The organism is Chryseolinea sp. H1M3-3 (assembly GCF_029360725.1).
GTDB lineage: Bacteria > Bacteroidota > Bacteroidia > Cytophagales > Cyclobacteriaceae > Chryseolinea.
The window spans coordinates 625,344-649,641 of record NZ_JARKMY010000018.1 but is presented as its reverse complement, the minus strand read 5'-3'; the positions used below and the strand labels follow the sequence as shown (position 1 = coordinate 649,641).

The 24,298-nt window shown below is 41.7% G+C and carries 19 protein-coding genes; 9 read left to right on the top strand and 10 right to left on the bottom strand.

The genetic code is table 11. The features are described 5' to 3' along the window. Positions 1-44 precede the first annotated feature (44 nt). Positions 45-200, top strand: coding sequence for a hypothetical protein (locus P2W71_RS26770; RefSeq protein ID WP_276374514.1), 156 nt, complete (start codon positions 45-47; stop codon positions 198-200). Between the two features lie 31 nt (positions 201-231). Here P2W71_RS26770 and P2W71_RS26765 read toward each other — a convergent pair whose 3' ends face one another. The 3 genes from P2W71_RS26765 to P2W71_RS26755 form a co-directional block, all read right to left on the bottom strand. Continuing rightward, positions 232-903, bottom strand: a complete 672-nt coding sequence (locus P2W71_RS26765) for a methyltransferase domain-containing protein (RefSeq protein WP_276374513.1) — start codon at positions 901-903, stop codon at positions 232-234. 174 nt (positions 904-1,077) lie between these two features. Beyond that, positions 1,078-2,004: a sugar phosphate isomerase/epimerase family protein gene (locus P2W71_RS26760; RefSeq protein WP_276374512.1), complete on the bottom strand. Its 927-nt coding sequence runs from the start codon at positions 2,002-2,004 to the stop codon at positions 1,078-1,080. 59 nt (positions 2,005-2,063) lie between these two features. Then, positions 2,064-3,431: a Gfo/Idh/MocA family oxidoreductase gene (locus P2W71_RS26755; RefSeq protein WP_276374511.1), complete on the bottom strand. Its 1,368-nt coding sequence runs from the start codon at positions 3,429-3,431 to the stop codon at positions 2,064-2,066. Between P2W71_RS26755 and P2W71_RS26750 the strand changes: the two genes are divergently transcribed. Next, positions 3,432-5,714, top strand: coding sequence for a family 10 glycosylhydrolase (locus P2W71_RS26750; protein WP_276374510.1), 2,283 nt, complete (start codon positions 3,432-3,434; stop codon positions 5,712-5,714). It begins immediately after the preceding gene. A 52-nt stretch (positions 5,715-5,766) separates the two neighbouring features. Here P2W71_RS26750 and P2W71_RS26745 read toward each other — a convergent pair whose 3' ends face one another. Both P2W71_RS26745 and P2W71_RS26740 read right to left on the bottom strand, forming a co-directional pair. Continuing rightward, on the bottom strand, positions 5,767-6,942 hold the full coding sequence (locus P2W71_RS26745; RefSeq protein WP_276374509.1) for a PQQ-dependent sugar dehydrogenase: 1,176 nt from the start codon (positions 6,940-6,942) through the stop codon (positions 5,767-5,769). A gap of 201 nt (positions 6,943-7,143) precedes the next feature. Next, positions 7,144-8,259, bottom strand: coding sequence for a family 20 glycosylhydrolase (locus P2W71_RS26740; protein ID WP_276374508.1), 1,116 nt, complete (start codon positions 8,257-8,259; stop codon positions 7,144-7,146). A 284-nt stretch (positions 8,260-8,543) separates the two neighbouring features. On the opposite strand from P2W71_RS26740, the gene P2W71_RS26735 reads away from it, so the two are divergent. From P2W71_RS26735 to P2W71_RS26725, 3 genes are all read left to right on the top strand, one after another. After that, positions 8,544-8,753, top strand: a complete 210-nt coding sequence (locus P2W71_RS26735; protein ID WP_276374507.1) for a hypothetical protein — start codon at positions 8,544-8,546, stop codon at positions 8,751-8,753. Positions 8,754-8,808: 55 nt separating this feature from the next. Then, positions 8,809-10,149: a Gfo/Idh/MocA family oxidoreductase gene (locus P2W71_RS26730; protein ID WP_276374505.1), complete on the top strand. Its 1,341-nt coding sequence runs from the start codon at positions 8,809-8,811 to the stop codon at positions 10,147-10,149. A gap of 133 nt (positions 10,150-10,282) precedes the next feature. After that, positions 10,283-11,455, top strand: a complete 1,173-nt coding sequence (locus P2W71_RS26725) for an MFS transporter (RefSeq protein ID WP_276374504.1) — start codon at positions 10,283-10,285, stop codon at positions 11,453-11,455. A gap of 16 nt (positions 11,456-11,471) precedes the next feature. Here P2W71_RS26725 and P2W71_RS26720 read toward each other — a convergent pair whose 3' ends face one another. Beyond that, positions 11,472-13,913 carry an AsmA family protein gene (locus tag P2W71_RS26720; protein ID WP_276374502.1) on the bottom strand — a complete coding sequence of 814 codons (2,442 nt, stop codon included), beginning with the start codon at positions 13,911-13,913 and terminating at the stop codon, positions 11,472-11,474. 155 nt (positions 13,914-14,068) lie between these two features. On the opposite strand from P2W71_RS26720, the gene arfB reads away from it, so the two are divergent. Beyond that, the gene (gene arfB / locus P2W71_RS26715) at positions 14,069-14,482 is read left to right on the top strand and encodes an alternative ribosome rescue aminoacyl-tRNA hydrolase ArfB (RefSeq protein ID WP_276374501.1); all 414 of its coding nucleotides are present in this window, start codon (positions 14,069-14,071) and stop codon (positions 14,480-14,482) included. Positions 14,483-14,500: 18 nt separating this feature from the next. Continuing rightward, a complete protein-coding gene (locus P2W71_RS26710; protein WP_276374500.1) occupies positions 14,501-15,796 on the top strand; it encodes an NAD(P)/FAD-dependent oxidoreductase in 1,296 nt (431 codons plus the stop codon). Between the two features lie 674 nt (positions 15,797-16,470). On the opposite strand, the gene P2W71_RS26705 is transcribed toward P2W71_RS26710, so the two are convergent. The 4 genes from P2W71_RS26705 to P2W71_RS26690 all read right to left on the bottom strand — a co-directional run bounded on the left by P2W71_RS26705 (position 16,471) and on the right by P2W71_RS26690 (position 22,156). After that, positions 16,471-17,820: a hypothetical protein gene (locus tag P2W71_RS26705; RefSeq protein ID WP_276374499.1), complete on the bottom strand. Its 1,350-nt coding sequence runs from the start codon at positions 17,818-17,820 to the stop codon at positions 16,471-16,473. A gap of 167 nt (positions 17,821-17,987) precedes the next feature. After that, positions 17,988-20,546, bottom strand: a complete 2,559-nt coding sequence (locus P2W71_RS26700; protein WP_276374498.1) for a TonB-dependent receptor — start codon at positions 20,544-20,546, stop codon at positions 17,988-17,990. Between the two features lie 59 nt (positions 20,547-20,605). Continuing rightward, a complete protein-coding gene (locus tag P2W71_RS26695) occupies positions 20,606-21,559 on the bottom strand; it encodes a FecR domain-containing protein (protein ID WP_276374497.1) in 954 nt (317 codons plus the stop codon). Between the two features lie 51 nt (positions 21,560-21,610). Beyond that, positions 21,611-22,156: an RNA polymerase sigma-70 factor gene (locus P2W71_RS26690; protein ID WP_276374495.1), complete on the bottom strand. Its 546-nt coding sequence runs from the start codon at positions 22,154-22,156 to the stop codon at positions 21,611-21,613. 201 nt (positions 22,157-22,357) lie between these two features. Here P2W71_RS26690 and P2W71_RS26685 point away from each other — a divergent pair, with 201 nt between their 5' ends. Together P2W71_RS26685 and P2W71_RS26680 are read left to right on the top strand one after the other, a co-directional pair. Then, on the top strand, positions 22,358-22,777 hold the full coding sequence (locus P2W71_RS26685) for a TerB family tellurite resistance protein (protein WP_276374494.1): 420 nt from the start codon (positions 22,358-22,360) through the stop codon (positions 22,775-22,777). A gap of 11 nt (positions 22,778-22,788) precedes the next feature. Next, the gene (locus P2W71_RS26680; RefSeq protein WP_276374493.1) at positions 22,789-24,231 is read left to right on the top strand and encodes a M48 family metallopeptidase; all 1,443 of its coding nucleotides are present in this window, start codon (positions 22,789-22,791) and stop codon (positions 24,229-24,231) included. Positions 24,232-24,298 lie beyond the last annotated feature (67 nt).

Sequence of the window (24,298 nt, the reverse complement as noted above, 5' to 3'; positions counted from 1 at the left end):
AATAATTGACTACAAAGCGCTTTGTTCCAACAGGCAGCTATCTAATGAATCAACAGTTTTATGTGATCCTTGTTACCATTATCATATACTTTATGGCATGGAAACGTTTCTTTGCTGATTTTGAAGTTGAAAGTTTGCTATCCACGGCCGATGCAGCAACATTTGTTTGTGAGGTAGTCAATTCCCAGACAGAATTATGATAAGCTGGATTACTGGCCGTGAGATTTGATGTTATTTTATGATTCTCCCTATTCGCAAAAAGACAGGAAAAGACACTTTCATAACAGCGGATGGCCAGTGTTTCTGAAGTTTCTGGATAAAGGGTGTAACGGGGTCATGTCCTTTTTCTTTGATGTATTTTTGCGTGGCAGACCAGCTTGACAGGTAGCCCGACAGCTGTTCGAGCGTCCATTGTACTTCAATAAAAAATTCCGGTGCGCTGATTTCTTCAAAGGGAAACGAAATGGTTTTATACCCTTGCTCAACAAGGCGGCGTGCATCATCCCAATACGGTCCAACGGTGTCGGAATAGAAGGACCTGAACATTGCATCAATGCGGGACTCAATGTTCAGCATTCCGTATCCCCAAACGGCAATGAGCGATCCCGGCTTACCGACCCGTGTTGCTTCATAATAAAACTTGTTGGCATCGAACCAATGCAAAGCCTGAGCGACTGTAATCAGATCAAATTGGTTATCCTTAAAAGAGGTCTGCTCTGCAGAACTAACGCTGTAAATAATATTATCACTGAGGGCTGCATGATCCAATTGTTGCTGACTGATATCAGTTGCCAACACTTGTTCAAAATAACGTGCGAGGTATTGTGCGACCTGGCCGTTACCTGTGGCGCAATCCCACGCCGTATTATATTCTTTTACATGTTTAAAAATAAACTGATACAACTCTTCCGGATAGGTCGGACGAAATGTTGCGTAAGCTTTGGATTGGGTTGAAAAGAAGTCTTTCAGTTTCTTAGAGGTTAATGGTTAAAAGTTCTGGCGCATTTGCTGTTGGATGATAAAGATCATGATTAAAACATTGGTGGCGTGGTGGCTATGGTCCGGGATCGAACAAGACTAAACAATTCCCTGCACCACTTTCTTCATTTTTTCTAAACCAGTCTTTGCCACTTGTAATGGATCTTGTGCCCAATATTCGCGGTTGAAAAGCTCAAGTGACAGAACCTTCGGACCTTTCATGTTTTTCAGATCCGTTAGAATTTGTTTGAAAGGTGCGACACCATCTCCAGGGTAAATCCGATCTTTGTCTTCTTGTTTTTCACGCGGAATTGATCCGGGATAATCATTCATGTGGAAAATTTCGATCATGCTTCCGTCGATCATTTTAAGACTTTCAAACCCGGAGTTCCCTCTGAATAAATGATAAACGTCAGCGAGAATTTTCGCCCCCGGATTATTTGCCACCGCAGACGCCATTAACGCCTGCCCTATATGATGGAATCTTGAAGCACCCCAGAACTCAAGCTGCGGCGTAACACCTGTCTCTTTACCTAGCTCAATCAGCTTGGCAAATCTTTCACCGACAATAAACATATCCAATTGTGCAGTCGGGCCAATACCTGCCGATGGTGCCGCTATGCGCGGACAACCCAGCGCTGCCATGATTTCCATCTCCTGACGCATCTGTTTGAATCCTGCATTTCGTTTTTCTTCATCGTCAATCATCCAGGGGGCGAAGCCAATGGCGTTAACAACTGGTACCTTACTATCGTCGATCAGTTTTTTTAATGCCGGCAGTGTGCCACCGTTATCCATGTACACTTTCAAGTCGGGTAGCCAAAGCTCCATACAATCGTATCCTGCGCGAGCCGCAATCTCAATGTATTTTTGAACACCGAGTTTCTGACCGCTGATGGTGCTTGTATTCAGGGAAAATTTGAATTTGTCTGCTTGCTTTTTCTTTTCTTTGGCAAAGCCGACGGTTCCTAAAAGACCGAGCCCCGTTGTTACCGATGCTGCTTTGATCGCGTCTCTTCTGTTCATGATAATTGGATTAATAAAATTTTTTTAGATCGAATATTCAAATATGAAATGCTACAGCGTTAAACCTTTTGCGGGTCCGGATGTATCCATGGTGCACGGTATTTTCTTTGCAGAAGCGCCGTTGCTTCCTTATCATTAACGACTTCTCTCTTCTGATGATCGTACACCATCGGACGTCCAGTTTGCATAGACATATTTGCCAATATGCAACTTGCTGTTGAAATGTGTCCTTGTTCAATATCTGCCACGGGATGGCTACCCTTTTCCATAGCTGCGAGCAGATCCAGCATGTGAAGGCGCGTAGCCGGCGCTGCATTCAATTCAATTCTTTCCTCTTTCAGGTCTTCAGGATATTTTTCTTTTTCATAAACAACATCCTTGTGAATCTTCTGACCGTCGCCCACCGGCACAAAGTCGTACTTCATCGTGCTGGCCGAAAGCGTGCCTTTGTCGCCATACAGTTTATAGGACCATGGATATTCGGGATCAGCAGGCGTACCCCATGAGCGGTGCTGCCATACACAATTTAACCCCTCGTATTCAAATACAGCGGTCTGTGTATCTGAAATATTTGACTTTGTATTTCTTTGGACATAGATACCTCCCGTAGAAGTAATTTTCTTAGGCCATCCGAGATCGAGCATCCAACGCGCGGCGTCGAGCATGTGAACACACATATCGCCCACGATACCATTACCATATTCCATGAATGCACGCCACCACCGGATGTGAGGAATTCCATCGTAGGGACGCAACGGTGCAGGGCCAGTCCACATTTCATAGTCAAGGAAATCAGGAACTGGTTCAACAGGTGGATTGGTGTTGTTACGCATAGGAAAATAACAACACATTTCAACGTGCGATACTTTTCCTAACAGACCGGCATCGACAATATTTTTTTTCGCTTCGATGAGATGCGGTGTACTTCTTCGCTGCGTACCGATCTGCACCACTTTATTATACTTGCGTGCGGCAGCAAGAATGGCTTCGCCTTCAATAACATCAACGCTGATGGGTTTTTGCAAGTAGACATTAGCCCCTGCTTTTATCGCATCAATAGCTTGTAGAGCGTGCCAATGATCCGGAGTCCCAATCAATACAATATCCATTTCATTTTCTGAAAGCATTTTCCGGTAGTCTCCATAGGTACGCGGTGTCTTCTTTGATTTCTGCCGTTCGCTTACCATCGAGGCTGCCTGCTTCAGCATATTTTTATCAACGTCGCAAAGCGCAACTACATCTACGGGGGCGACTTGAATAAGCCGGAATAAATCACTCTTCCCATACCATCCCGTTCCAATTAATCCGACGCGAAGAGGTTTTTGTGGATTGATAATGTCCATGCCCTGCGCTCCGAAAGCTGAGAGTGCCAGCGAGGCTGTTGCTCCCTGCAGGAAGCGTCTTCTGTTAATATTAAAATTATCCATGTGAAAGATGTTGTAGTGTTGAAGTACGGCGTGTTGAAGCGTAAAATTACGATCATCAGTTATTTAAGGAATACCGTGTATCAAAAATTTTACGCATTTTACTTTTTTAAATTGATATTCCCGAAAATAAGAGACATGCGTAAACTGATTTTTTATTTATATCTACTTTTTTATTCTGCTGCATGCATCAATTGCGGTTCTCCGGAACAAGAAAATCCACCTTCAACATCTTTAATATCAAACTGGCCCGATTCACTGGCGTGGTGGAAACGAAATAACCTTCGCGTGATGCAGACCAATTTGCCTGCGTACGAAGGCGGATTAAATGCGGATTCTTTGGTCCAGGATCTCGTACGTTTTTCTGCCAATACACTTATTATCAATGCGGGTGGTATTATGGCTTTTTATCCCACGAAATTGGAAAACCAATATACAAATCCATACATGAAGAAAGACATGTTAGGAGATGTAATCAGGAAATGTCATGAGAACGGCATAAAGGTTATAACCCGTTTTGATTTTAGCCGCGCACATGAAAGTATCTTTCAGAAACATCCCGATTGGTTTTATATTTCTCCAAAAGGAGAACACATTATCAATGATGACATGTATGTGGTGTCGATTGATGCACCCTACGAGCAAGAGGTCCTGTTCCAGATTGTTGAGGAGGTAATGAATCTATATCCTATCGACGGCATATTTATTAACATGCCTGGATATCAAACCCGTAATTCTTATGTAGGTGAATATCATGGAATCGATCAAAATGAATACAGCAAAAAACGTTTTGCGGAATTCAGCAATGGCATGACACTACCCAAAGAAGAAAATGTGGATGATCCTGTTTTCCGAAAGTATGAAGCGTTTAAGAAACATTCCGTAGACGATCTGATGAAACGCCTAAACGCGCTGGTGAAATCCAAAAATAAACAAGTAGCCATTTGCACCTATGGAGACCGTTACATCGACATCATTCGCCATGAAACACAAACCAATAGCCTACCGTATTGGCCGTACATGGCATCGGATAATGTTACCAATGCAAGGCATTCGTATCCTGATCACATCATCAGCAATGCCAGTATTCAGCAAATCTCTTTTCAATCGCGCTATAACGCCATAGAGCCGGAAGAGACCGTAATTCGGTTGTATGAGAATATCGCCAACGGCTCAGGGCTGGACATGAGTCTGATGGGTGATTTTCAAAACTATGAAGACGAACGCAACTTTGAAGCATTCAAACTGGTATATGATCACCATAAAAAATTTGAGCCTTATTATGGAAAGTATACTTCACCGGCTCAAGTTGTTGTTATTGCACCTGGCGCCTGGCCAGCGGGTGAGGCTGCTCAGGAGTACAGAGGTGTTCAGCTGATGTTAAAGGAATCGCACATACAATACGATATTGTTGAGGATGGAAAAATTGAAAGCCTGGAAAATAAACTCGGACAGTATAAACTCATCATTCTTCCGGAAATTATCAATTTGAGCGACGACGCAGTGGAAGTTATAAACCGTGTTTGTGAAAAGGGGGTGAACCTGATTGCGACCAACAAATCTTTTCATCGCCACCCCGAGGCTTTGCTAAAATTGTTTGGAGCAAAAATCGTTAACAAGGATCATGTAGGAAATGGATATTATTTAAAACCAGAGGAGAAGCAGTTTTTTAAACGATTTGACAAGCAGACTTTATTATTCTGGAAGTTTAACTTAGGACTATATGATTTTTCTGCCGCTGATACTTCATTGCTTCCCATTTACACGGCGGGCAGACCTGGCCCGCCAGAAATTATCGGTGGACATGAGCCATCGGGCTATAAGGCACTTGCGATAAAAAATCATGCTAAGAGCAAAGCAGCAATCTTGCCCATCAATCTGGGCAAGCTGTACTTTATTCATGGATATGAACAACATAAAAATATCCTGCTGGATGTAATTGATTACCTCTATCCGGAGGTGAACCAATTGATAGAAACAAATGCGCCTGTCAGGGTAGAGGTTGTTCTTCAAGACTATGTCAGAAATATTCCAGAAAACATTTCACGAAAGGAACCCGAGGGAAAGATATTACACCTTGTTAACCTGACCGGCTTCAGTGGCAATACATACTTTGAGCCAATTCCCGTTTACAACCTTCAGTTTAGCATTCGTTCGGATACCAGGCCGTCAAAAATCCGGGGAATGATTAACAATGCGCCAATTGAATTCCGTTGGGAGAATGGCGTTATAAAATTTACTGTCGAGCGCCTGGACAAATTTGAGGGTATTGTAATGGAGAAATAAAAAAAGCCAGCGTGGCCAAAGCTCACGCTGGTGCTGTTCAACTAAAAGTTGCTTAATTATTTTTTTCTATTTGCTTTTGTGTAAGTATAATGATCCGGTCATCTTGTGTCTTTGGATCTCCTCTGCCATCCTGATTGCTCACGGCGATATATAATTTTCCGTCAGCACCTTCAACGACATTCCGAAGCCTTCCAAATTTCTGGTAGAGATACCGGTCAACCTTTTGTATTTTGGTAGCATCGTTTGGATCAATCGTTGCGCGATAGAGCGCTTGCCCACGGAGGCCGGTAAAAATGAATGATCCTTTCCAGTCACCTTGCGTGACAAATATTCCACCTGTGGGTGCCCATGTCGTTGTGTCGCCGCTGTGGTAGACCGGCGTTTCGAGTCCCGCTTGTGTCTGACTGCCGCGTATGATAGGCCAACCGTAGTTTGCAGTTGGTTTGATCAGATTAATCTCGTCCATGCAGCATCCTTGTTCTTCAGAAGGCCCATGCTCGGTGGACCAAAGCGCGCCGTTTTCAGGGTGGAAAGCCAACCCTTGTGGATTTCTGTGGCCAAGAGAATAAATATACGATGCTGGAAATGGATTATCGGACGGAATACTACCATTGTCATTCATTCTCAAAATTTTCCCGTTCAAAACATTCATATCCTGCGCCAGTTCAGGTGAAAAGATTTCTCCTATCGCCCAATATAATTTGCCGTCGGGTCCAAATTCCAACGGCCCGCTGTTGTGAACGTAGTTTCCTGCAATACCATCCATCACCACCATGTCGAACATTGGTGCTTTTGTTGCGGGATCTTCTTTATACCGGACAAGTTTGTTAACGAGCTTTAATGGTGATTTACTTGCAGCATAGGTATATCCTACATACACATAACCATTTTGTGCGAAATCAGGATGAAGCGTTACTCCGAGAAGACCAGACTCACCAATCTCAGCTACGACGGAATCTAATTTCAGCCATACGTTTGTTTTTCCGTTTTCAATGACACTCACCACGCCCGGTCTTTGTGTAAAAAAAAGCCGGCCATCGGGCGCAAACTCTAGTTCCCAGGGTGTGTCAAGGTGATCTGCATAAACTTGACCGTTAAAATCATTTAAGCCATCGTCATCATCATCAAACCACTCGTCACAAGACACCAGGCATAAGCAGATAAACAAAACAGAACATGCACTGGCGATGTGCATGTTCAGGGTAGAGGATTTTAAATTTCTTTTCATTGGTTTCCGAAAATTGTTGCGTAATCAGGAAGCACGTGCAGAAATAAAATGCCAGAAGTCAAATGTGAGAATAGATTTGAAAATGCAAGTATTGCTTGGATGAAAATCGTGGAATATTATTCCTCCGTAGATTTAAAACCACAAGTCGCAGAGTGTAAAAAAAAGAAGCCAGCAAAAAATTGCTGGCTTTCATCGGCTAAATTATTTTACGGCATTCAGTTCTTTCAGTTTCTGGAACAGCGCAATGAAGGAATTCCAGGAAGTATTATTACCACCTTCGGGGTCCTTCTTTTTATTGTAAAATCCATCCATAAAGCTGGCCGCACTCGACCATTCAGTTTGAACCATCCCCTGAAAATTTTCTTTCATGGCTGGAGTGGAATCTTTTCTGAACTTAACCATATCTTCCGCTTGCAGTACGGCAATCGAAGGGTTTCGCCAGGGACACGTCACTACTTTAAAACCCTTCATGGCAAAGTACACTGCTGTTTTATCCGGACGTTCATAATGCCAATCACAAATCATGACGTCTTTCGGAATCATATCGATGGCACGATGCGTATTGTTCATACTGGCTTCCCACATACCCAGACCGGTAGCTTTGCCATCCAATAAGCGGTCGCCCCAAATCCACAACATCCGGTTTTTTTGTGCAAGATGATTGCGTATCCGCGATACTTCCCCGGCAAACAATTCAGCTTTGTCACGCCCTCCACACCGCGGGCATTTATCGTCGCCGATGTAAAATACTTCATCCATTCCCGCATGAAAAGCGTCCGTTTCAAACACGTCACAAATTTCATCTACCATTTCAAAAACAATTTTGTGGACATCAGGATGCAGTGGACAATAGCTGCGGCAATACAATCCATCTGCGTTTGGCCAAACATATTTTTCAGGCATTTTTACATGGGGCGTTTCATCAAACTGTGGGTATACACGCAGGAGGTTATACGTAGTGTTTGCCCACGATTGATGGCCCAATAAATTTATCTGCGGAATAATTCGAATATTGTTACGCTTACAAATGTCCACCATCTTTTTAACATCATTTTTTGACAGTGCGATGGAGTCTCGTAATTCCGGGTGGCTTTCATATTGATAATTGAAATCCACGCGGAGTATCAGGGTGTTTACTTTCCTAGGAGCCAGTTCTTCGCGAATAAATTTGACGAACGCATCTACGTCAGCCGGACGTGGCGAAGCGATACAAAATCCACGTACAGGAAGCTCCTCGGTTGTTGGTTTAGTTTGTGCGTGGAGGGTTATCGCCATGAGTAGGATAGACCCAAGCAGAATGTTTTTATAGTGTTTCATGAGATAAAGTATTTAGCCGCCATTGCAGTTGCCGGTGTCAGGGTCCGGTTGTAATTCTTTGAAAGACCGAATGTGTCTTACGTTTATAGTATGTCTTTAATATTGTGAACGTCTTAATACAATACTACTTCTATTATATTTAAGATGAAATCCGATTTACACAAAAGGGATAAGGCTGGATTGGCTACAGGAACACGCACGGTTAGTTGATTTATTGTTATGTGCACCGTGTGTTTTCTAAGTAAAGGTCTGTAACTTTAGCATTGAAATTTATAGAAAGGACTATGGTAAAGTTTATTGAGTTAAAGGTATCGGATGAATCTGAAGAGAAGACTGAGTTGGTAAATATTGCCAGCATTGGCAGAGTATATGCAGACCCCCAAAGCAGTTTGCGCTGCATTGTTGAGTTGAATTATCAGAGCATCAATGATACGCCCGTTTATTTGGAAGTGGATATGCCGTATGAAAAGGTTAAATTAACATTGTTAGGATAAAAATAGTTAGCAAAGCCGAAACGTGGATGAGGGACAACTTTAAATTTTGACTTGCATGAAACGTAGAAATTTTATCAAAGGAACCGGTGCTGCATTGGCCGGAGGTATGTTTTTGGGATCTGAAATTATAGCCACACCTGGAATAGTTTCTGCTAATGACAAACTTAACATTGGTGTCATCGGGTGCAATGGAATGGGTTGGTCGAATACCAATTCATTTTTAAAGATGAAGGACGTTGACTTGTTGGGAATTTGTGACGTTGATTCTAACGTGATCAAAAAGAGGACCTCTGATTATTCGTCCCTGAGAAAAAACATTCCAAAGACCTATTCAGACTACAGGGAACTGCTTAATAACAAAGAGATTGACGCTGTGATCATTGGAACGCCTGATCATTGGCATTGCAAAATCATGGTTGATGCGGTCAAAGCCGGTAAACACGTGTACGTTGAGAAGCCCGTTGCCAACACCATAGCAGAATGTAACTTAATGGTTGCAGCACAACAAAAGACGGGTAAAATTGTGCAAGCCGGCCAATGGCAAAGGAGTGGTCCGCATTATAAAAAAGCGATAGAGATTGTACGTTCGGGCGTGCTGGGTAAAATCCGTTTGGTTAAAGTATGGGCTTATCAAGGTTGGATGAAGCCTGTACCCGTGGTGCCTGATACCGCTGTTCCGGCTGGTGTAGACTATAATTTCTGGTTGGGGCCCGCGCCCAAAAGAAATTTTAATGCGAACCGTTTTCACTTTAACTTCAGATGGTTTTGGGATTATGCTGGTGGGTTGATGACTGATTGGGGCGTTCATGAAATTGATATCGCACTTTACGCCATGCAAGCGGACGCGCCGATTTCTGTTATGGCTACCGGGGGAAAGCTGGCTTATCCTGATGATGCTTCTGAGACACCTGACACTTTGCAGACCGTGTTTCAATATAAAGATTTCAACATGTTGTGGGAACACGCGACCGGTATCGATAATGGTCCTTATAAAAGAAGAGAGGGCATCGCTTTTATCGGCAACAACGGGACGCTTGTGGTCGACCGTGGTGGCTATGAGGTTCTAACGGAGCGGAAAGCTGAGGGATATTCCATGTGGGGTGATCAAAAAATGGATCCCATCGAAGCGTTTGTTAAACCAAAAGAAATCGATTACCTCGACTTGCATACGCAAAACTTTGTGGCAGCGGTCAAGAAAAATGATCAATCACTTTTAAACACACCCATACGTTCAGGTAGTGTAGCAGCTATCAATGCACAGATGGGGAACATCGCATACAGAACCGGAAAGAAAGTTTATTGGGACGCTATGCAAGGAAACTTTGGCAACGATGCAGAAGCCAACAAATTCATCAAGCCTGCTTACCACAATGGATGGGAGATGCCGGTGGTTTAATGCAGATGAGGATGAATGATGATATCAGGGACATTCAATTTTCAAACGTGCGATTTACCATTTTAAATCTCATGATCTTTTAATCCTTTAATCTGCTAATCGTGTTACTTTTGTACGCGATTTTTGCAGCAGCATGGATTTAAAAAACAGGCAACGCATTTTTTTAAGCGTATTTTTCTTTCTCTCGGGAATTTGTTTTTCCAGCTGGGCGTCAAGAATTCCAACGATCAAAAGTTTTTTTGGCTACAACGAAGCCGAACTGGGTACCATCCTTTTATTTATGCCTATCAGTTCGTTAATAGGACTTCCAATTTCAGGCTGGCTTGTGGCGCGATACGATAGCCGAATACCCATGTCATTTGCTTTTGTCGCACTGTCACTCGCCATTTTGTCGATCGGCTTTGCCACGACAAGCTTTGCCCTCATTGCTTCACTTTGCCTGTTTTCTTTCAGCATGCGCGTGCTTAACATTTCGATGAACACGCAGGCGATTGCTTTGCAGAAATTATTCGATCGGAAAATTAACGGATCATTCCACGGCCTGTGGAGTACGGGAGGAATTGTGGGGGTTGGATTTTCAACGCTCATGGTAGCCTTGAATATTTCTATTGCCAAACATTTGTTGATCGTAGCCTGTATTACGCTGCTCGTTACATTCTTCTCGTACCGGTTTTTATTGCGCAACGATCGGTCTACTTCAGGAAACAAGCTCATACTTGGTAAGCCCGATCCCTACATCGCCTACCTCGGTTTATTGGTTTTTTTCGCTGGTTTATGCGAAGGAGGAATGTTCGACTGGAGTGGAATTTATTTTAAGGAAGTGGTTAAAGTTGAAATATTTACCTGGGGTTATCTCACGTACATGATCTGCATGGCATTATCGCGATTTGCCTCTGATTTTGTAGTTGAATGGATTGGGATGTCGAAAACATTCTTTGCCAGTTCACTTTTAATATTTTCAGGTATTCTGCTCGCTATCGCATTTCCGACGTTCTGGCCATCCATGATTGGCTTTTGTCTTACAGGTTTCGGCACAGCTGCGATCATTCCCATGACATTTACCCTCGCGTCGGGTTCAAAGAAGTATTCTCCAGGAATGGCAATTTCGCTTATCGCAACGTATGGTATAGTCGGAATGTTTATTGGGCCACCTTTGGTGGGATACCTCGCCCACGCGTTCAACTTAAGAGTTTCTTTCTTAATTTTTGCTTTTTCAGGTGCTATGTTCATTCCTGTGTCCCAACTTTTCTTCCGGTACAGAAGATCGATGCGCGCGAGTGGCGAGGGGAACAACAGCGCAAAGTAGATAGCCTCGTGTCAGGTTAATTCCTGGCCCATTTCTTAAATGGATCGTAATCAATTTTGATCTTGCTATTGATATCCTTATCGCGGTAGACATGTAGAAAGACACTCGGCCCTGCCTTTGCATGGATGCCGATGTTCTTTGGCGTAAAGTCTTTATGGCGTTTTTTAAGATTGCTCAAGGGAATTTGCACGCTTAAACTGGTGCTGTCGGTAAAAGAATATCTTCCCTCAAGAAAAAGCGAAAGTACAGATGACTGAATCTCCATTCTCCTGATATCCATATTGGTGCCTTCTATCGAAAATGCGCTGTTAAGCTCGGCGAATTGCACGTCGGAAAAGTCGCGCTTCTTAAATAAGAAATTGCTCATGTTCTCCATTGGCTCAAAATTTTTCAGGCCACCTTCTGAAATTTTGCAATCCAGCGTTCCCCGCATAGATGAGGGCAGCAGTTTATAATCGTCATCAACGGTAGCGCTGAAGCTTACATCAGCTGAAATTTTCCCCTCGAGGTTTTCTGCGCCAATTGTCTTTTGATTAAAATTATTAAAACGCTGAAAGAGCTCCTTGATGTTAGCGTTGTTGAGTTGCGCTTCAATCGCCATGGGACTAAAGGAATCAAAAACATTGCTCAATGAAAAATCAAGATTCATTGTTCCGCCTGCTACCTGCATGAATACAGGATTTGCCTGCAATAAATTATTGTCGAGCTTAACCCTGCCTTTGAAATTAGAAGCTGAAAATTTTCTAAACTTTAATTCGTCAATAATAACATCCACATCAAACTCCAGCTTATTGTACACTTTATCGATAAGGTCAGTGACCTTTTTGCGATTCTCTTTGTTTTGCTCATTTGATTTATTTTGCTGGTCCCTTCTGGAGGTTAAGCTTGTAAGATCAAAATCAGGAGAATTGACGGTCAGTCTCACATACCCCTTGTTCTTGGGTTGTATAAAAAATGGAATAAAGTCTTTTATATTTCCATGGATGCTTACGCTGCTTCCATTTACATTCAGATTAAGATCACTTATGGTAAACACATCTTCATTGAAGGTACACGTTAGCTGAATGTTATCCAGATGAATCTTTTTCGGTTTGTAACGGAGGGAAGCATTCATCGCCTTAATTTGCCCCTGGAGTTTACCCAAATACTTTGTGCGTGTAGGGTCAAGGTATTCCGAAAGCTTTCCCTTATAGGTAACTTCAGTTTGAAATCTTCCTTTCTCCAAAACGAATCGATCATTGTCAAGATGCTTGTTGACATCCCTGAAAGTCATTTTTGATGAGAAAGATAGGTCCACAGTGGGGTCCTGGAGTTGTGTAAAAATCACTTTTCCCTTAATGGGTATTTTTTCCATGGTGGCATCAAATGATGTTATTGTGACTTTGGAATTATTATTATCCTTAGGTTTCAAACTATCCAGGTGGTTCGTAAACAGGCCTTTCAATGAGAGCGACGTAAAATCCAATGTGCCATATTGAAACTTAGCATTGGTCGTTTCAAATTCAACATCTACATCCGGAACATATCCGGGGATTGACCTTCCCGCGAGGCGAACTTCAACATCAACAGGATCGTTAATTTTGAATTTGGAAAGACTTCGCATCAATTTTTTGTTCAAGAGTTGCGTCGCCTCTGCGGGGTTGATATGGGTTGCAGTGAATAACAATGCGTAGGGGCCTTCTTTTTGTAACTGGAATTTTCCACTGAGATTGATTTGATTCTTTTCAAATATTAACGAGGAAGGTTGAATAGTAAGATCATTTGTTATTCGGTTTATGCGGATACTCAGATTAACCAATGCGTCTTTGTCGGCCAGGTAACTGCCGCCTTTCGGGTTAAAGTACAAACTATCAAAATGCATTTTTCCGTTGACGTCTATCGTATAACCTAAATCAGTCTGCGAAAATGTGTGCCTGGTATTCAAGAACTGAAAGTTCATAAATTTGCGTTTGCCCGAGTCAGCATAAACGATTGAAACATTTTTGAAATTAATCTTCTGAAGATTTAGAAAGAGCGCACTTCTTTCAGCGTGGTCAGTTTGAACAGTGTCCCGCTTTTTAAACACATCGATATTGGTATCACCATTTGCTGCTTTAAAAATAAAGACGTCGGCCGCGTCTACCGCTAACGAATTGATTTTAATCTCTTTTTTCATCAACGCATAGGGGTTGACATCAAGGACAACCTTCTTTGCTGAAATCAGCTCTTTTTGATAGCGTTCATATTGGTTATCTCTCAGGGAAACGCGGTGAAGGGTGATGGAAAAGTTGGGAAAATTGTGGAGAAAGGTAAAATCGATTTTGTCTATGCTAAACTTTCCATTAATGCCTGTATTTAATTGAGCTGTGAGCTTATCCAGGAGCTGGTCTCTATTCCAATAGGCAACGGCGAGGACGCTAATTGCCAGAACGGTAATTAACCCACCGATATACAGTAGCCACTTGAGGAACTTTTTCATGGGGAATGTCGAAAGGGAAGTTACTTAACTTAGTAAGTTCTATCACAATACTAAAAGCGGTTTGGCTACATAATTGTTCAATTGTTTTGACAATATTGTTTTCTCTACAAACAGGTGTTTCGGTTAACTTTGAATCAACATAACCCATATCGTGCATGACATCGCGTATCACTGCATCCTTATTATACCATGAGCTTGACTTTACAGCTTCCCGGAGCAGCGGCCCCGGCGGGCAGAATGTAAACAAAGTCAACTCTAAAATTTCTGTTAAGTTTGATGTAATCCATTCGCAGATCCTGACAGAGGAAGAGAAAGCAATTATTCTAAAAAGGTTATCTGCAAACATTACGAAGAACGGGGTTCTAATCCTTTCATCGCAAGACTACAGATCACAGCTTGAAAATAAGGAAGCTGTTACCCGGAAATTAGAGCAACTCATTTCTACTGCTTTTCGGGAAAAAAAACCACGAAAGCCCTCTAAACCATCTAAAACCGCTATTCAAAAACGTATCACTACTAAGAAGCTTCACGCTGAAAAGAAGCAGTGGCGACAAAAACCAGGGCTGTAAACTGTTGTTAATATCCCGATGAAGCCAGATGTGTTTGATATCGTCATTATAGGCGCGGGAGCCGCGGGGCTATCCGCTGCAAAAATATTATCGACCGCAGGAAGGTCGATTTGTATTTGTGAGGCACGCGACCGAATCGGTGGTAGGATTCATACGCTTAAGGGTGGAGAATTTTCGGGGCCCGTTGAAGCTGGGGCTGAATTTATACATGGAGACCTTCCACTCACGAAAGCTTTGATGAAACAGGCAAAAGTTTCCTATTACGCGGGTAAAGGTCAAACGTGGACTGTAGAAAAAAACGAATTGGCCCGGGGCGATTTGTTCGACGACAATTGGGATATCCTTTTAACGAAACTTAGACAACTTGAGCATGACATCACGATCGGTGAGTTCTTGAAAACGTTTTTTAATGAACCCAAGTACCAATCACTTGTAGAAGGGGTAACAAGATTTGTTCAAGGATACGATGCTGCGGATGTGAATAAGGCCAGTGCCTTGGCACTCCGGGAAGAGTGGGCTAATGAAAATATTCAAGGGTATCGGCCGATTGGCGGATATTCTTTGCTTGTTGAGCATCTGTGGTCAGAAGTTAATCATCTTCATGGGGTCCTGAAACTTTCAACTGTCATAAACAAAATAGTATGGCGAAATAACTACGTTGAAATGTACAGTGACAGAAACGAAAAGATTACAGCGCGAAAAGTTTTAGTCACGGTTCCTGTTTCAGTTCTCAAAAGCGGTGCTATTAAGTTCGATCCTCCGTTAGCTCAACACCAGGAAGCACTTCAACAACTTGAAGTAGGCGGCGTGATTAAATTTCTCGTCGAATTTAAAGGTCCGATATGGGAGAGACGTGGGCCTTCAAAATTTAATCGAATGCCTGCTTTAAATTTTTTGTTCTCTGATGCTTTTATTCCAACGTGGTGGTCGCAACGTCCTGCTGAAATTCCTTTGCTCACTGGGTGGCTTGCGGGACCAGTCGTTCAAAACCTTCCACAGGATGATAACGTGCTGCTTTCACAAGCGATAAGTTCCCTTGCATATGTGTTTGGCTGTGAGACGGCGGCGCTGGAAAAAGAAATTCGTGCTGCAAAAGTTTTCAATTGGTACGTTGATCCATACGCGCAAGGTGCTTATGCTTACAAAACTCTGGCTACATCTACTGCGGTACGCGTGTTGACACGCCCCCTTGATAACACCATTTACTTTGCAGGGGAAGCGTTGTACGATGGCCCAGAAATGGGCACTGTAGAGGCGGCGCTCGCCAGTGGTAACAAGGCGGCTGAAGAAATTATAAGAGAAGGTTTTTTTTAAGGGTAGAAGAAGATAAAGAAGACGAAGAGAAAAGAGCTTTTGCACTTGGACGATCGCATTAAGGCTTGTTGGTGTACCAAATAACCAGGACACTTTCGCAGGTTCGGCTAGTCGAAATAAAAAACGGGAAACCCGTCAATTGCTTGAGAGCTTCCCGTCTTGATTGTACATCAGCCGAAGCCAATGTGCAACCCTATGTTGCTTCTGAAAGATTGAAATTTGCTTAATTATCTTGCGATGACTATGCATCTTCCGTGTCCTTTCTGATTATCCCGAAGGATTGCCAGCTAGGCACAATCATTCAATCCAGCTTTTTTGTTTCTACTTCCCGTGGGAAATAAAATTTTGTTTACTGTTTTTCCTGATCAATTCTCTTAAAAGCGACTTAGTGATATGAAGATACTTTCCTCATTTCATCATGGCAAATATTTATCAATAAAGTACTGCACAACTTTTCCACCGAGTTATGCACATGCGAAAGACACGATAAAGAACCAAGAAATAATGAAGGCCAGCGTTGCCTTATGTAGCTGGTCAAATTTAGTTATTCATTAAATCCATCAGATTTGAGACAGGAGGTAAGCAAGTCAGCAGATCGTGGTATACTAAAGAAATGAGAAAGGATTAACAACCACTCTCTGTCTGACGTCATTAATTTCCATTTACAAGGGTCTTCAGTAATAATACCCGTAGATAATGGCCATCTCATCTTCACTGGTTAAACCAAACTTGACGGACTTATTAGTGGTATTGTCGTAGGTCACCATCATTTTCAACGACTGTCCTTGGACGAGTTCGAGCGGCGGATCAAACGTTTTCACTTCTGGATGATGCCAGTTCGAACTGTTATAAATGATTTCACCGTTTCTCAGGCCGCCGACAATTTGGATTTCAAACCTTTCGCCTAGCCTATGGGTATGGGAGGTGAGCATGAATATTTTCATCGTTTGAGTAACGGAGAAAGTTTTATTCGCAATTGTTTTTTGATTTGGTGGCAGAAAAATGTCATCGTTGCTTAAAAAAATCGATTGGGCTTCATAAACAACCTGACCCGCCGACATAGTAAAAAGGTTTATGTAGCATTCACCCTGAAAACTTGTAGAGGTTTTGTTGACATAATGGAGATTGACATCCAACTTGTGGCGTGGTGGCATTTTCAATGCTACACCAGGAGGAAAATTATATTGTAACGCCGGTGTTTGACTGGCAACAGTTGGAATCTGATATTCCATCTGGGCGACTGTCGACATGATGTAATTATTATTGGCGTCACGCAAATCACGAATCGTATTTATTTCAGGGATTTGATTGGAAGGTATTTCATCAGAAAAAGAATTCACCAAAAAATGGTGACTGTTTTTGCGCATTGTCAACGCAATACTTTTCACAAATATTTCCGATTCATTTCCAACTTCTTTATAAACAAAAATTTCACGCTCAAAATTAGGTGCAACGTTAAAAGGTTCAACTTTAATTTGATAGCCTTCTCCAGCTGGCGGCGCCGCCATGGGAATAAATTCGTCTTCACATGCTGGGGAGGTATCACTCAATAAACTAGTGTCGGCTTCAATAATCCCGGTCTCAATTGCACCTTGCTCAATCCATTTTGTAATGAATTCAATTTGCCCTTCTGAAAGGGGATTCATTCCCAAAGGCATTTGGTTTCCATAATCACTCGAATGATGGCCATTATTACAATGAAGTTTGTGTACCAACAGGCTCCCATCTGCGTTACCAGGAAGTACGCGTTTTAATCCATCGATTCGTGCTTGCTCATTCTGTGGATCTGCATTCACAAGATTGTCATACGCCGCGCCTTCCTTTAATAATAATTTGTGCTGCGCAAAAGCAACGTCATTTTCGGAAGCATGACATCCACTGAGCGCGCATGAAATATTTAGGATTTTCTGCTGTATCAAATCAAAACTTTCGTTTGATTTTACAACTACCGGTGGCTCACTGCAACGGGAGGTGACAATTACTAAAGTCAGTGCAATAGCCAGTATCAAAAACGGTAGTTTCATAATTTATATAAGTATTTCTAATATACACGCTAGATGGATTTTGCCCTGAGCAAATTTTTAACTCGGCCCGGAATATTTTATTCTAGTCATTTGGAACATCTGTTCCATCAACTGTGAATATTTGCTAACACTAGTTTTTTAAAATAGGATTACACGGAAACTTTCTCTCAGTACAACGTAAAACTTACGCCCGGCGAAACGAAAAAGGGAATGTTAGATTGGGTTTCATGGTCGAATCCGATGGAACCGTTTTTATAATAGAATGGAAACCACCAATAGCTTCTCAGGTTTTCACGATTGTAAAAATTGACCACATTCAGATATATCATTAAAGCATTTTTTCTGAAATGCCACGTCTTTTCCATACGCAGGTCTAACGTGTGAAATTCAGGCAAGCGTTTACTATTCTTATCTCCAACTTCATAAAAAAGCACTATCCCTTCTTCATTTGGTCGTTGCTTGACAAACCCGGGCTGCGTGGGTGTATATGGATAGCCTGTGTGATAGGTCCACAACAGACTAATGTTCCAATTTTTTGGTAACCTGAAAGCATTATTAATAATGATGGTATGAGGTTGATCAAATTCCCTGTAGGTTTCATTGCCAGAAGCATTACGGATCTTACTTTCCGCGTATGTGTATGATACGCTTAACATACTACGTTTACCATAGGCCTGCCGCATCATCACTTCAAAACCTTTTGCAAATCCTGAGCTTGTGTTGAATGGAATATCCAGGATGTTAACGCCGCCCATCCGATTGAAGAATTCGTAACGATAATCATCGAATAGGTGATTATAATTTTTATAATACACGTTTACCATGATATCTGTTTTACTTTTTGAATAGATTAACGAAGCCGTGTAATGAATACTCTCGCTATTTTTGCGGTACGGTGTTTCCTGGCTTAACGAAGTTCTGAGTTTAAAATATAAGTCAGGCTGATAGTAGACGCCCCATGCTGCCTTAGCTGTAAAGGATGGAGAGATGGAATAGCTCAAGGCGAGTCGGGGCGCCCATTTAATTGAAGGAGAAAAACTTTGAACGGATGCGCGAAGACCAAGTTGAGCAATTAAACCTTGGCGGCTCGTCCAATTGTATTGTGTATAAAATGAGTTCGTAAATCCTGAAATATCACGATTTATATTAAGGTTGTGAATTATAATATTGTCAGGGATAGAATTAAATACGTCATAACGTTCTTCCACGTACCGGTAATGAGAATTGAACGTTTTTAACTCTATGCCCGTCTCAAGGTTTGACTTATTAGATATTTTCCAATAGTTGGTGTTTGTCAATGTAAAAGTTCGTGAATTGTTTTGATCAATGTTATGTTGACTGATATTTTCCGGAAACAAAAAGCGCGCATCTTTATCCAGTGATTGATAACCGATCGTCGTGATAGCGCTAAAACGTTTTGACGGAAACCATTTCCAATTAGCCCAACCGTTAATATTATTCCGGATACTTTGTAGATCAAGGCGGGCTGAAAAATCGTCGATATCTTTTACACGAAAGTTGTCTCGTCCAGCCAGAAAATTGAATGTTATTGAATGCTTTGGATCAGCATTGTACGCAACTTTTGCCCAGACGTCAGAGAACCTTGGCAGGATTGCGTCGGTGTCATCGGTATTCATTTCGCGGAGTAAAAAATCTAAATAACCTCTTCTGGCTGTTACGAAAATATTTACTTTATCGCTAATTCGCTTTTGAACCAGTCCACTGATATTCATCAGATCCACGGAAGCCTGATAGCGGTCGGCTTCAAGTTGATCGGAAGTTTTTACATCGAGGATACCTGACAGACGATCAGTGTAATTGGCGGAAAATCCACCGGTGAGCACGGAAAGTTCATTAACATAATCGGTATTGAAGATGCTGAAACTTCCATCCACTTCTTCCAAATGGAATGGATCATTAATCAGGAAATGATCCAGATACACGCCAGTTTCATCACTATGCCCTCCACGGATCCTTGCTTTGGCGGAGTAGTCGTTGTTTGCTATGCCGGGGAGCGTTTTAAGCGTTCGATAAATGTCTTTGCTCATGTTTGGAGAATGCAATATTTCTTCCTTTGCCAACGTAAGGGGTGTTTCAACAGTAGTGATTTCAAAGGCAGAAGGTGTGATAATGAGTTCTGGCAATTCCAAAGAATTCTCCTCTAACGCTATGGATATGCTAATGTCGTTAGTCAGGTTTATTTTTTTTGCAACAGCGGCGTACCCGATATAACTGAAATGAATGAGGTGCTGGCCTGCGGAAAGTGGTTTTATTTCAAATTCACCATTTTCATTTGAAATCGTCCCTTTCTCTGCGCCTGGTATGTGAACAGTTACATAAGGCAACGGCTGACCCGTTGATTTGTCTGTTATTTGCCCGGACAATTTGTAAAATAATTCTTCTGATTTAATAGCCTTCTTCTCATTCGCAAATAGAATAATTTGGCCTTCCTGATAGGATGCGAAGGACACTGGTTTGTCTTTAAGTAGTATTTCCAACGCCTTAAGAAGGGGAGTATTGAATTTAATAACGCCTGTTAAAAGAATGCCATCAACAACATCATTTACATAATGGAATTGAATACCGTGATTTTTTTCTACTTCATGTATAAAATCCAAAAGTGGCCGATTATAAAAATCGCCCTTTATAAAAACCTTTTGTGTCTGTCCATAGATAATCGAAACGATAAAAAGCAATGTCGTAGTAACGAACAAAAATTTCCTCATATCTGTGGGATTGGAATATATACACGCCTGTAATCAAATACCCTCAAGCAAAGTCGAATTTATTCGATCGTGATGGATTCCTTATTTATCGTATACCGTAGACCTGCTGACAAACAAACGGTTTCTGCTACAACATTCAATTGTGGCTTGCTAAACTTGCCGGTAAACGTCAATGTTCCGACATCTTTCTTTATGATAATCCGAACGTTAAAGTACCGTTCCATTTCGGCAAATACTTCTTTTAACGGTGTATCGTTAAAGTACAGCGCTCCCGTTATCCAAGGCATCGTATCAACTAAAGCGATCGCATAAGCGGGTGACAAATTATTTCCGGTAGCCGTGGCTCCATTTCCTTTTGTGAGTACCACCGACTGACGATCCAGTATACTGAACTTTACTTTTCCTGTGAGACAAATGACATCTGTAATTTCGTTGCGGGAGCGAACATTGAATGAGGTGCCTAAAACCCTAACCGTTGTATTGTTGGAAGCTACCGTAAAAGGCGCCCCGTTTTTCTTAACGTTAAAAAAAGCTTCGCCTTCAAGGTTTATCAGGCGCTCATCATCCCACGAATCTTCGTCATACGATATGGAGGTACCAGCATTCAGGATAATCGTAGATTGGTCCGGAAGTGTTACCGTTTTCGTTTCGGCATATTTTGTTGTGATTTCAATGAGTTCATCCGAAGAAGTGAATAAATAGATTCCAATCAGTGCACCAATGACGGTAAGCGAAGCTGCATATTTTAGTAAACTCTTAAATGTAGGAACAGAATGCGTTGAGGTGGATTGTATTTTTTGTTGCAGGTTATTCCAACGCACGTTTCGAGACAGTCCTCGGGGTAGTTGCAATTGATCAGAAGTTTTCCACACGCTTCGTGTTTCTTCAAAATCGCTTCTATCCTGTGAATTGGATTTTAGCCTATCTTCCAGATAAATGCTTTCATTCGGAGAGAGCGTACCGCTTAGCTTTTTCAAAAACAAGCTTTCTAATTCGGGTTGATCTGTTTCCATCCTGATTTTGATTTATATACACTTATGGGACAATTTACCCTCGCTTGACTTTTATAGTTTCGCTGAAACAGATTGCCGCAAAAGTTTCAAAGCTTTTACCATGTGGCCCTCCACGGTTTTTACGCTGAGCGACAGGCGTTCGGCTATTTCCATATAAGTAAGATCTTCCATTCGACTCATCAGAAATATGATCCGTGTTTTCTCAGGTAAATTATCGATGGCATTCATTAATTTGAGTTTCCATTCCTTTTCCTCCAAAATAAACTGAGGGTTGTCGATGACCGAGAAAAGTCGTGAGGGCTTTTGCTGCAGGTGACTTTGAACAACTTTTAAATGGCGGAGGTGATTTAACACCTGATTATCGGCAATGGTGTAAAGATAATTTTTAAGAGATTGATGTTCATTCAGGGTAAAACGAGCGTTCCACAATTTGAAAAATACTTCCTGCAAGATATCCTCTGCTGTATCGGCATCTTTCGTTTTAAAAAGCAGGAATTTAAAAATTGTATCATGGAATAAATTGAAAACCATTTCAAAGGCAACTGGGTCAGATGCCTTAATCCGCTTTGCTAATTCCCGAAGCGCTATATCGTTCATGTACACACAAAGATTATGAAATTACAATTGATTTTAGCGGTAGGCCTGGGGCTGAAAGAGCGAAATGCCGGTGGCTTAAAAATAAAACTTATTCCCAAATTGGAAATTTTGATAAAATAAAAGCTCGATTTTACATTGCTTTCGCGGCTTTTTTGCATGGCATTATTTTTCCAGTAGAGATGCAAAACTCTCTTAATAACCATGAGCTACAAGTCGATCCTCACGCAGTTGTATTTCATTCTTATATATGCCGATGGGCAGGTAAACGATCATGAACGGTGTTCTGGCAAAAACCTCGTTAAGATTGAACGATTTGATGAAGAGGACTTCCAGGTTCAATTAGAATTTTTGAAGTCTAAGGATCCGTCAGCTATACTTTCGGATTGCATTAAAGCCCTTAAAAAATTAGACCGTAACCAACAAATCCGGGTCGTTGCCTGGCTGTGTGTGGTTGCTAACGGCGATGGCTTTATGGATAAAATGGAGTGGCAATTAATTTACACGATATATCATAAGGAGCTCAATCTTCCCTTGGAAGAAATTTTTAAGGTTCAAAAAGAGCTAAACAGATTACCCCGTGAAAAATCATCGTTTGATAGTTCAATAAAATCAGTTGCTTAACCTCTCGATTTATGAAAACGGCCTCTATGTCTGATTATCGTTGCAGTTTCCTGGTAATGATATTCGTGTTGATTTCAAATTTTTCGAACGCACAATTAGTATCACATTATAATCCTCGCCTGACCCATTCAGAATTATCCAAGGAACTGATCGAAGGGTTAGAATCTCAGTTTGAGCAAGAGAACAAAATCATGTCTGGTAACCGAGAAGTCAGACAGATCAACTTTGATCGAAAAATGCTTTTCATGGAAAAGGTACTCGATGGCGCTTTTATCAAAGATGATTCACTGGAAACATATGTCTCAAACATTTTGAGTAAGATCGTAGACCAAAACGCGTTGCAGTCTTATCCCAGGCGCGTGCTCATACTGTCCAGTCCGCACGTAAATGCTGTGTGTTATGGACAAGGAATCTATGCAGTCACGGTAGGCCTACTCGCTCGGATAGAAAATGAGAATCAGTTGGCATTTATTCTTGCGCATGAACTAGCGCATGATGAGCTGGGACATATCAGAACCCGTATTGTGCAGGAAGCTGATCTAGACCTGGAAGATAAAGCGCGTGAGCAAACGATAAGAATTATTTCAGGGAGGATTGTGAAGAATGAAATTGATGAATTTCGCCGGCTTATTTATGACTACAGTAAAGATAGCCGTAACAACGAATTGAGGGCAGATTCTATGGCGCTGATCCTCTTACGCAATGCACGATATGATGAGCGGGAGGCTTCTGCTGCACTTTCCATCTTGCAACGTGCTCAGTCCCCTAAGTATGAAATTGGTGCAGAGTTATTTCTACCTTTTCATTTTAAAAATTATCCCTTTCAGGATTATTGGTTGAACGACCGCCTGACGGTTTACAGTAAGAAATATATGGGTACTTTTTTGTATTCAGCTGACTCTATTGAAACTCACCCGACGATTGACTCACGGAAAAATATATTGACCACTTACCTGATAAACCAACATGGTAATGCCATTAACCAATCGGTGGAATTTGTAAATGCGGTATCAGAAATTGCAGCTTTTGAAACGGTGGAGAGTGCATATAAAAATAAAGAATACGATTTATCACTATACCATGCGTTACAGTTGTATAACCGGTATCCAGAGAATGCCTATGTCATTTCGAGGATCGGAAAAATCCTTGCAGACTTATACGAAGCGAAAGGCGCTAACCGTTTCGAAGATTATGTTGCACGATTTACGCCGAATTATTGTGAGGAATTAAAACTGATCAATAGTTTTCTTTACAACCTTACTCAAAAGGAATTGGGACAGATCGCTTTTAACTTTATCAATAGCCATTCGAATTTTAATCCAGCAGAGAAAAGCCATTATTATTTATTGTGGAAGATTACTTCGCTGACCTCCATGAACGAACTTATTGCACAGACTTCTCAAGCCTATAAAGCCAGGTTCGGGACAAGCATAGGTTCTTATAAGTACCAATAGGAAATGGCCGGTGGCTACCGTTCGCTCATTTCGATATCCTATTAAGTTTTTATACCCTGTTTTTTAA